The 8,924-nt window shown below is 69.1% G+C and carries 11 protein-coding genes; 9 read left to right on the top strand and 2 right to left on the bottom strand.

The features are described 5' to 3' along the window. Positions 1-278 precede the first annotated feature (278 nt). The 3 genes from AB7P10_RS18990 to argP all read left to right on the top strand — a co-directional run bounded on the left by AB7P10_RS18990 (position 279) and on the right by argP (position 2,641). Positions 279-764 (top strand): MarR family winged helix-turn-helix transcriptional regulator, encoded by a 486-nt coding sequence (locus tag AB7P10_RS18990; protein WP_428295406.1) that lies wholly within the window; start codon positions 279-281, stop codon positions 762-764. A 76-nt stretch (positions 765-840) separates the two neighbouring features. Then, positions 841-1,641 (top strand): helix-turn-helix transcriptional regulator, encoded by an 801-nt coding sequence (locus tag AB7P10_RS18985; RefSeq protein ID WP_428295405.1) that lies wholly within the window; start codon positions 841-843, stop codon positions 1,639-1,641. Positions 1,642-1,732: 91 nt separating this feature from the next. Further along, entirely contained in the window at positions 1,733-2,641 is a 909-nt protein-coding gene (argP, locus tag AB7P10_RS18980) for an HTH-type transcriptional regulator ArgP (protein WP_428295404.1), read from the top strand. Between the two features lie 19 nt (positions 2,642-2,660). On the opposite strand, the gene AB7P10_RS18975 is transcribed toward argP, so the two are convergent. Both AB7P10_RS18975 and AB7P10_RS18970 read right to left on the bottom strand, forming a co-directional pair. After that, the gene (locus AB7P10_RS18975; RefSeq protein WP_428295403.1) at positions 2,661-3,041 is read right to left on the bottom strand and encodes a tautomerase family protein; all 381 of its coding nucleotides are present in this window, start codon (positions 3,039-3,041) and stop codon (positions 2,661-2,663) included. Positions 3,042-3,054: 13 nt separating this feature from the next. Next, a complete protein-coding gene (locus tag AB7P10_RS18970) occupies positions 3,055-3,267 on the bottom strand; it encodes a hypothetical protein (protein WP_428295402.1) in 213 nt (70 codons plus the stop codon). Positions 3,268-3,381: 114 nt separating this feature from the next. Here AB7P10_RS18970 and AB7P10_RS18965 point away from each other — a divergent pair, with 114 nt between their 5' ends. The 6 genes from AB7P10_RS18965 (at position 3,382) to lptB (ending at position 8,921) form a co-directional block, all read left to right on the top strand. Next, positions 3,382-4,290 (top strand): LysR family transcriptional regulator, encoded by a 909-nt coding sequence (locus tag AB7P10_RS18965; protein WP_428295401.1) that lies wholly within the window; start codon positions 3,382-3,384, stop codon positions 4,288-4,290. Between the two features lie 12 nt (positions 4,291-4,302). Continuing rightward, the gene (argS, locus tag AB7P10_RS18960; protein WP_428295400.1) at positions 4,303-5,976 is read left to right on the top strand and encodes an arginine--tRNA ligase; all 1,674 of its coding nucleotides are present in this window, start codon (positions 4,303-4,305) and stop codon (positions 5,974-5,976) included. Positions 5,977-5,990: 14 nt separating this feature from the next. Further along, positions 5,991-6,638, top strand: coding sequence for an SPOR domain-containing protein (locus AB7P10_RS18955; RefSeq protein WP_428295399.1), 648 nt, complete (start codon positions 5,991-5,993; stop codon positions 6,636-6,638). 90 nt (positions 6,639-6,728) lie between these two features. Continuing rightward, on the top strand, positions 6,729-7,379 hold the full coding sequence (locus AB7P10_RS18950; protein ID WP_428295398.1) for a thiol:disulfide interchange protein DsbA/DsbL: 651 nt from the start codon (positions 6,729-6,731) through the stop codon (positions 7,377-7,379). A 106-nt stretch (positions 7,380-7,485) separates the two neighbouring features. Continuing rightward, positions 7,486-8,124, top strand: coding sequence for a lipopolysaccharide transport periplasmic protein LptA (gene lptA, locus AB7P10_RS18945; RefSeq protein WP_428295397.1), 639 nt, complete (start codon positions 7,486-7,488; stop codon positions 8,122-8,124). Between the two features lie 5 nt (positions 8,125-8,129). After that, positions 8,130-8,921: an LPS export ABC transporter ATP-binding protein gene (lptB, locus tag AB7P10_RS18940; RefSeq protein WP_428295396.1), complete on the top strand. Its 792-nt coding sequence runs from the start codon at positions 8,130-8,132 to the stop codon at positions 8,919-8,921. Positions 8,922-8,924: the final 3 nt, after the last annotated feature.

Raw genomic sequence — 8,924 nt, 5'->3', positions numbered from 1 at the left:
AGCAGCTGGCCGCGCGCTTCGAATCGTGGCGCGCCTTCACCGGCAACACCCAAAGTCCGTCCTTAGGATTCTGAACACCGATACCTCTACCGACTTTGCACGCTATTTCCGCCAACGTGACAACGCCGTTGCCACGTACCAGCGGGCGGGAGCCATTCAGACCGGGTCCTTTGCACTCGATACACCCGCCGACGCAGAGGCTTGAAAGCGCTAGAGATCCAGCGTGCCGAAGAAACAACTGCTTGCATAATGCAGTTATTTCCTGAGAGCCACGCTTCATGCCGACACCACAGCGCGCCAAAGCCCTTCAACTGGAGCGCAGCCTGCTCTACCACTGCGCGGGGATCACCAACCGCGTGGGCGGCAGCGTGCACGCGCTGTGCCGCGAGCGCTACGGCATGTCGCCGGCGGCCTGGCGCGTGATGGCGCATGTCGGCGAGCTCCAGCCGATCACGGCGAAGGAAATCGGACTGCGGGCGGCCATGGACAGTGTGAACCTCTCGCGGGCGCTGGGGCAGCTCGATGGGCTGGGCTTCGTCCAGCGTCACATCGACACGACGGACCGCCGCCGCATCATCCTCCAGCTGAGCCCGGCGGGGCAGGCGGTGTACGACACCGTGGCACCGCTCACCGTGAAGGCCGAACAGACCCTGCTGGCCGAACTGAACGCGCAGGAACGCGCCACGCTGCGCGAGCTCATACGCCGCGTCTGGGAGCGTTCGCGCGAGCTCTTTGACAGCGACGAAAGCGAAACTACCTACTGATCGTAATAGTTGCAGTTTGCAGCTAAATGGCGATAATGAACCGCCAGGCGATGGTGCATCGCCTGGTGGAGGTGGTGTGGCTTCGGAACTTTCGGGACTGCTGCGAACGGTGCGGCTCAACGCAGGTTGTTCGCAACTTGAACTTGCGCTGCGGCTGGATGTGTCGCAGCGGCATGTCAATTTCATCGAGCGCGACCGCGCGCGTCCGAGCCGGGCATTGCTGCTGGCCTGGCTGCGGGAAATGGGTGGCGGCACGTCGCTGGCCAACGCGGCCCTGCTCAACGCGGGCTATGCGCCGCTGCGTCCCTCCCCCCGCCTACCCGCCAGTCCGACGCGCTGCGACGAAGTGGCGCTGCGCACGATTGCACTGCACTACCCGAACCCGGGCCACGTCTTCAACGCCGACTGGCACATCGTGCAGGCCAACCCGGCCGGCCGATGGTTGTGCGATGTCGTGATGCCGGGCGTCTGGGCGGGCGAACGGCTCGACATGCTGGCCGCACTGGCCGATCCGCGCGGCTGGCTGTCCTGTGCGCGGTCCCCCAAAAGGATCGCTGCCGCCCTGCTGGGCCAATTGCGCGCGGAGCAATGGGTCCGGCCAGGCTTGCGGCCGCGTGTCGATGCACTGGAGGCGGTGCTGGTGGCGCGCTATGGCTGCCTGGTGCCGCCCGCGCAGCGCGATGCCATGGCGACCAGTTTCGACGTCACGCTGGACACGCGACTGGGCGCTCTGAGCTTTTGCGCTGTCCAGACGGTATGCGGCTTGCCACATGACGCATCGGGCGCCCGGCTGCGTGCGGAGTTGTGGTATCCCACGGACATGCGCACGGCCAGCCTGATGCGCCAACAGGCCGAGCGCGCGGATCAGACGGCGTGAACATCGGGCGCCTCGCACCCGCGTCCGCCCGTGTCGGCGGCTTAAACTGAACCCATTCAAACCCCATGGGGTCAAGTTTTCCTCAAGCACCATGCTCGACGCCCGCCAACTCGAAGCCCTCAACGCCGTCATCGAACACGGCGGCTTCGGCCCGGCCGCCAAGGCCCTCTCCCTCACGCTGGCTGCCGTGTCGCTGCGCATCAAGTCGCTCGAGGACACGCTGGGCCAGCGCCTGCTGGTGCGCGGCAAGCAGGTGCGTGCCACGCCCGCCGGCCAGGCGCTGCTGGGTCACGTGAAGCAGGTGCGCTCGATGGAGGCCGACCTGCTGGCCGGCCTGCAGGGCGGTGGCGCGGGCAAGGCGGGTGCGCGCTGGCAGAGCCTGTCGGTGGCGATCAACGCCGACTCGGTGGCCGGCTGGTTCCTGCCCGGTGTGGCGGCCATGGTGCAGCGCCACCGCCTGCTGCTCGACATCATGATCGACGACCAGGACCACACGCACGCCGCGCTCAAGAGTGGCGACGTGATGGGCTGCGTGACCGCGCTGGCCACGGCCATGCGCGGCTGCGTGGCCGAGCCGCTGGGGGTGATGCGCTACCGCTGCGTGGCGGCACCGGCCGTGGCGCAGCGCTGCCGCACGCCCGGCGGCGCGGTCTCACCGCACCGGCTGCTGGCCCAGCCCGCGATCATCTTCAACCGCAAGGACGCCTTGCAGGACAGCTTTCTCGAACAACACTTCGGTCTGCGCCAGCCGAACTACCCGCGCCACTTCGCGCCCGCCGTGGAGGCGTTCGAGACCGCGATCGAGCTCGGCCTGGGCTGGGGCATGGTGCCCGAGCAGCACCTGCGGGCGCGCCCTGGCCTGCAGGAGATCCTGCCCGGGGCGACGGTGGACGTGATGCTGTACTGGCAGCACTGGGCGCACGAGTCGCTCTCGGCGCAGCGGCTCACGGCGGCGGTGAAGGCCGCGGCCCGCGAAAGGCTGAGGCCGGTACCGGGCTAGCGGCGAAGGCGTCAGGCGCTCAGACGTGGGGCTGGCGCCCGCCGCCGAACGACCAGTTCTCCCACGCCGTTTCCTGGAACACCACCATCACGTGCTCGGGGTTCAGGCCCAGGCGCGAGAGCGCGGCCATGAGCCGCTCCAGCAGCGCGCGCTTGACCCGCACGCTGCGGCCCACCGACCAGAGGATCTCGATCAGCAGGAAGTCCTGCGTGCGGGGTGCCGTGAGGTCGGGGTAGTGGGGGTCGATGTGCGCGTCGGCTTCCTCGAGCGTGAAGACGCGCTGGAAGCGGTCGGTCTCGGGCACGCCGGCCGCCACCAGCGCGGCGTGCACCGCGTCGAGGACCGAGGTCTTGAAGGCCGGTGGCCGGGGCTGTCGCAGGGTGAGGGTGACCAGGGGCATGTCGGGGCTCCTTTCAGGCGTGGGCGCTTCGCTGCCGGTGCATCTGCAGGCGGGCCTGCAGGCGTTGCGTGCTGCGCGCCAGGCGGGCGCGGGCGTCCAGGCACACGCGGGCCAGCGCGGCATCGGCGCCCCGCCAGACGTCGTCGGTGCTTTCCTGGCGCAGGTGTTCGGCGTGGCGCCGGTTGCCAGCGAAGTCGTGCGGATCGGGGCATGCGGTGGGGGTCATGGCGGGCTCCTGGGTTGCGGTAGGTGCCGAATGTAGTGATATGACCAGGTGCCGGAAACGGCTTGAAACGTCAAAAGGCTTTGCATTTTTTGCAAAGCAAGCACAATGCCGGCCATGAAACTCGATCTGGACGACGCGGCCCTGTTCCTGCGCGTGGCCGAACTGGGCTCGCTCTCGGCTGCCGCGCGCGAACGCCACGCGCCGGTGAGCCAGGTTTCGCGCGCGCTGGTGCGGCTGGAAGAGCGCTGCGGCGCGCGCCTGATGCACCGCAGCACCCACGGCCTGAGCCTGACCGACGAGGGCGACACCTTCGCCGCCCACGCGCGCCGGCTGCTGGACACGCGCGACGAGCTCGCCGCCGCGTTCCAGCACAAGCGCGCCGGCCCCAGCGGCTGGGTGCGCGTGAGCGTGAGCCCGGTGCTGGCGCAGACCGCCATCGTGCCCAGCCTGCCGTCGCTGTACGAGGCCTATCCCCACCTGCAGGTGGACGTGCTGGCCGACGACCGCATCAGCGACATGGCGCGCGACGGTGTGGACATCGCCATCCGCACCGGCGCGATCACCGGCGACAACCTGGTGGCGCGCCAGATCGCCGAGCACGGCCGCCGCCTGTGCGCCGCGCCCGCCTACCTGGCGCGCTTCGGCACGCCGCAACACCCCGACGAACTGGCCGCACACCGCCTCATCGCCAACAGCGCCAGCCCCGTGCTCAACCGCTGGCCCTGGAGCGAGCGCGCCGGCCAGCGCAAGGGGGAGGCCTACCTGGTGCAAGGCCACACGCGCAGCGACAACTCGGTCGTCCTGCTGGAACTGGCCCTGCGCGGCGTGGGCATTGCGCGCGTCAACGACCTGCTGTCGCAGCCGCACATCGCCCGGGGCGACCTCGTGCCCGTGCTCGACGACTGGTTCGACCGCAGCCGCATCCCCATCTACGCCGTGATGCTGCAGGAGCGCCACCGCCTGCCCAAGCTGCGCGCCTGCATCGAGCACTGGGCGCGCTGGCTGGCAGGGCCCGCCGCCTAAAATCCCGTCCCTATGCTCAAGATCAAACAGGAACTGCTCGACGGCCTGGCCGTCGCGCTTGAAGGCCTTTCCCCGGGCGCCGGCGCCAAGGCGGCGTTCGAATCGCCCAAGGTGGCGGCCCATGGCGACTTCGCCAGCACCGCCGCCATGCAGCTGGCCAAACCCCTCAAGCTCAACCCGCGCCAGCTCGGCGAAAACCTGCGCGCGGCGCTGCTGGCGCAGCCGGTTTACCAGCGCTGGGTGTCCGACATCGACCTGGCCGGTCCGGGCTTTCTCAACATCCGTCTCAAACCCGAGGCCAAGCAGCAGATCGTGCGCGAGGTGCTGCAGGCCGCCGATGGCTTCGGCACGCAGCCGGCCAACGGTCAGCGCCTCATGGTGGAGTTCGTCTCGGCCAATCCCACCGGCCCGCTGCACGTGGGCCATGGCCGCCAGGCCGCGCTGGGCGACGCGATCTGCAATCTCTACGCCACCCAGGGCTGGGACGTGCACCGCGAGTTCTATTACAACGACGCGGGCGTGCAGATCGGCACCCTGGCCACCTCGACGCAGCTGCGCGCGCAAGGCGTGAAGCCGGGCGACGCGGGCTGGCCCGAAGCGGCCTACAACGGCGACTACATCCAGGACATCGCCGACGATTTCCTGGCGAAGAAGACCGTGCAGGCCGACGACCGCGCGTTCAGCGCCAGCGGCGACGTCAACGACCTCGATGGCATCCGCCAGTTCGCCGTGGCCTACCTGCGCCACGAGCAGGATCTGGACCTGCAGGCCTTCGCGGTGAAGTTCGACCACTACTACCTCGAATCCAGCCTGTACACCAGCGGGCGCGTGGCCGCCACGGTGCAGAAACTGGTCGACGCCGGCAAGACCTACGAACAGGACGGGGCGCTCTGGCTCAAGTCGACGGACTACGGCGACGACAAGGACCGCGTGATGCGCAAGTCCGACGGCTCCTTCACCTACTTCGTGCCCGACGTGGCCTACCACATCGCCAAGTGGGAGCGCGGCTTCAGCAAGGTCATCAACATCCAGGGCACGGACCACCACGGCACCATCGCGCGCGTGCGCGCCGGGCTGCAGGCCGCTGGCGTGGGCATCCCCGCCGGCTACCCCGACTACGTGCTGCACACCATGGTGCGCGTGGTGCGCGGCGGCCAGGAGGTCAAGATCAGCAAGCGCGCCGGCAGCTACGTCACGCTGCGCGACCTGATCGAATGGACCAGCAAGGACGCGGTGCGCTTCTTCCTGCTCAGCCGCAAGCCCGACACCGAATACACCTTCGACGTCGACCTGGCGGTGCAGAAGAACAACGACAACCCGGTGTACTACGTGCAGTACGCGCACGCGCGCATCTGCTCGGTGCTGGCCTCGTGGGGCGGCGACGTGGCCACGCTGGCCGACGCCGACCTCGCCGCGCTCGACAGCGCGCCGGCCCAGGCCCTGATGCTGCTGCTGGCGAAGTACCCCGCGATGCTGGGTGACGCCGCGCGCGACTTCGCGCCGCACGACGTCACCTTCTACCTGCGCGAACTGGCGGCCAGTTACCACAGTTACTACGACGCCGAGCGCATCCTGGTGGACGATGAAACGGTGAAAAAGGCGCGCCTGGCGCTGGTCGCCGCGACCGCGCAGGTGTTGCACAATGGCCTGGCAGTGCTGGGCGTCAGTGCCCCGCAGAAGATGTGATGGTGAAACCAGCAATGAAAAAGAAACCGGCTTCGTCCCGAAGCACTTTCGGCGGCACCCTCGTGGGCTTCGTCATCGGCGTGCTCGTCGGCCTGGGCGTGGCACTCGCCGTGGCGGTGTACGTCACGCGCGTGCCGATCCCGTTCGTGGACCGCAACCTCTCGCGCAACGCCGACCAGGACGCCCTGGAGGCCGAGCGCAACAAGGGCTGGAACCCGAACCGCTCGCTCAGCGGCGCGCCCGCCGCCCCCGCGACGCCAGCCGCGCCCGCCGCGCAGACGCCCGGGGCCATCGTCGTGCCACCGGATGCCAGCGCTTCCCGGCCCGCCGCCGATCCGCTGGGCGACCTGGTGCAGTCGCGCCTGGCGCAGCAGCCCGCTGCGGCGGCACCGGCCGCTGCCGCTGCTCCCGCGCCCGGCGCCGACCCGTTCACCTATTTCGTGCAGGCCGGTGCGTTTCGCACGCCGCAGGATGCCGAGACCCAGCGCGCCAAGCTGGCCATGCTGGGCATCGATGCCCAGGTCACCGAGCGCGAGCAGAGTGGCCGCACGGTGTTCCGCGTGCGCGTGGGCCCGTTCAACCAGAAGGCCCTGGCCGACCTGACGCAGGAACAGCTGCAGGTCAATGGCGTGGACGCGGCGCTGGTGCGCGTGCAGAAATAACCCCCCTGCGTCGCCTACGCCGCCCCCGGGCGAGGGAACTTTTGCCCCTGCCCATGGCCCCAACCGGGCCATCCACAGGAGTCTCATTCCATGCAACGTCGCGTTTTTTCCCGGTCCCTGCTGGCCGCCGGCACCACCGCCATTGCCGCCACCAGCGGCCTGACCCTGACGCCTGCGCTTGCCCAGCGCGTGGGCCCCAAGGAAGGCGTGGACTTCGTGCGGCTGCCCAAGCCCGCACCGGTGGAGAGCCCGGCAGGCCAGATCGAGGTGGTGGAGTTCTTTGCCTACTCCTGCATCCACTGCTTCAACTTTGAACCGGCGTTCGAGCAGTGGATCCAGCAGAAGCCGTCCCATGTCACCGTGCGGCGCATGCCGGTGGCCTTCAGCCCGGCCTTTGTGCCCATGCAGCGCCTGTACTTCGCGCTGGAGTCCATGAACCTGGTCGACCGGCTGCACGCCAAGGTGTTCCAAGCCATCCATGTGGACCGCCTCCCGCTGACCACGCCGCCGGCGATCGTCGACTGGGTGGCGAAGCAGGGCGTGGACCGCGCGGCCTTCACCGAGGCCTACAACAGCGGGCCGACCGGTGACAAGGCCCAGAGCGCCGTGCAGTTGCAGGACGCTTACGGGGTGGAAGGCACGCCGGCGCTGGGCATCGCCGGGCGCTACTACCTCCCGGGCCAGGGCCCTCGCACCCTGGTGGTGGCCAACGCCCTGATCGCGGAGCTGCGCAAGGGCTGATACAGCTTGCCGTCTGCTGACGCCCAGGCCCGCCGCGTGCGGGCCTCGTCGTTCATGGGCCTGGGTGGCCGCTACAATGAATGCAAGTTTCGTGCCCTCACATTCCATGCCTGCCACCCCCTTTTTCCGCCGCGCGCTGCCCCAGGCCTTCTGCCTGAGCGCCGTCCTGTGGTGCACCGGCGCCGCCCTGGCGGAACAAGCCGACCGCAACCAGCCGCTCAATGCCGAAGCCGACGCCCTGCGCTACGACGACGCGCGCCAGACCAGCGTCTTCACTGGCAATGTGGTCATCACCAAGGGCAGCATCCTGATCCGGGGCGCCCAGGTCGAGGTGCGGCAGGACGCGCAGGGCAACCAGTTCGGCATCGTCAACGGCAGCCCGGGCTTCTTCCGCCAGAAGCGCGAGGGCGTCGATGAATTCATCGAAGGCACGGCCCAGCGCATCGAATACGACAGCAAGGCCGACACCGTGCGCTTCATCGGAAAAGCCGTGCTCAAGCGCTTCAAGGGCACCGAGCTCAACGACGAGACCACTGGCAACGTGATCGTCTACAACAACACCACCGACGTGTTCACCGTCGACGGCGGTGGCGCCGCCGGCGGTACGCCGCTCAACCCCTCGGGCCGGGTGCGCGCCATGCTCACGCCAGTGCCCAAGGAAGGGGAGGCGGCGGCCGCACCCGTGGCTCCACCGCCGCCGGCCGCGCTCAAGCCCAGTTCACAGCTGCAAGAGGGTCGCCAGTGACGGCCATGCCCTCCCGCCCGGCGACCGGCCCTGACGGTCGCCCCGCCAACCCTGCCGTCAGCCGCCTGGAGGCGCGTGGCCTGCAGAAGGCCTACGGCAGTCGCAAGGTGGTCAAGGACGTCTCGCTCGCCGTGTTCAAGGGGGAGGTGGTGGGCCTGCTCGGCCCCAATGGCGCGGGCAAGACCACCTCCTTCTACATGCTCGTGGGACTCCTGCGGTCGGACGCCGGCCAGATCCTGCTCGACGAGCAGTCCATCGAGCGGCTGCCGATCCACCGCCGCGCGCGCCTCGGCCTGGGCTACCTGCCGCAGGAAGCGTCGATCTTCCGCAAGCTCAGCGTGGCCGACAACGTGCGCGCCGTGCTGGAACTGCAGGTGGACGAGCAAGGCCGGTCTCTGAGCGCGGCCACCATCGAGAACCGGCTCGACGCCCTGCTGCAGGACTTGCATGTGGACCACCTGCGCGACTCGCCCGCGCCCGCGCTCTCGGGCGGCGAACGCCGCCGCGTGGAGATCGCGCGCGCCCTGGCCACCGACCCGCGCTTCATCCTGCTCGACGAGCCCTTCGCCGGCATCGACCCGATCGCCGTGATCGAGATCCAGCGCATCATCGGCTTCCTCAAATCCCGTGGCATCGGCGTGCTCATCACCGACCACAACGTGCGCGAGACCCTGGGCATCTGCGACCGCGCCTACATCATCAACGACGGCCACGTGCTCACCAGCGGCACGCCGGCCGAGATCGTGGAAAACGCCGACGTGCGCCGGGTCTACCTCGGCGAACATTTCCGGATGTGAGGC

Source organism: Hydrogenophaga sp., from assembly GCF_050182545.1.
Lineage (GTDB): Bacteria > Pseudomonadota > Gammaproteobacteria > Burkholderiales > Burkholderiaceae_C > Hydrogenophaga.
This window is presented reverse-complemented; position numbering and strand designations above follow the sequence as displayed.

What these genes read in the sequence shown, in the direction of transcription:
- AB7P10_RS18990 (WP_428295406.1), top strand. Translation starts at nt 279, where the DNA reads ATGCCGACACCACAGCGCGCCAAAGCCCTTCAACTGGAGCGCAGCCTG.
- lptA (WP_428295397.1), top strand. Translation starts at nt 7,486, where the DNA reads ATGCCTGCCACCCCCTTTTTCCGCCGCGCGCTGCCCCAGGCCTTCTGC.
- argS (WP_428295400.1), top strand. Translation starts at nt 4,303, where the DNA reads ATGCTCAAGATCAAACAGGAACTGCTCGACGGCCTGGCCGTCGCGCTT.
- AB7P10_RS18975 (WP_428295403.1), bottom strand. Translation starts at nt 3,041, where the DNA reads ATGCCCCTGGTCACCCTCACCCTGCGACAGCCCCGGCCACCGGCCTTC.
- AB7P10_RS18955 (WP_428295399.1), top strand. Translation starts at nt 5,991, where the DNA reads ATGAAAAAGAAACCGGCTTCGTCCCGAAGCACTTTCGGCGGCACCCTC.
- lptB (WP_428295396.1), top strand. Translation starts at nt 8,130, where the DNA reads ATGCCCTCCCGCCCGGCGACCGGCCCTGACGGTCGCCCCGCCAACCCT.
- AB7P10_RS18950 (WP_428295398.1), top strand. Translation starts at nt 6,729, where the DNA reads ATGCAACGTCGCGTTTTTTCCCGGTCCCTGCTGGCCGCCGGCACCACC.
- argP (WP_428295404.1), top strand. Translation starts at nt 1,733, where the DNA reads ATGCTCGACGCCCGCCAACTCGAAGCCCTCAACGCCGTCATCGAACAC.
- AB7P10_RS18965 (WP_428295401.1), top strand. Translation starts at nt 3,382, where the DNA reads ATGAAACTCGATCTGGACGACGCGGCCCTGTTCCTGCGCGTGGCCGAA.
- AB7P10_RS18970 (WP_428295402.1), bottom strand. Translation starts at nt 3,267, where the DNA reads ATGACCCCCACCGCATGCCCCGATCCGCACGACTTCGCTGGCAACCGG.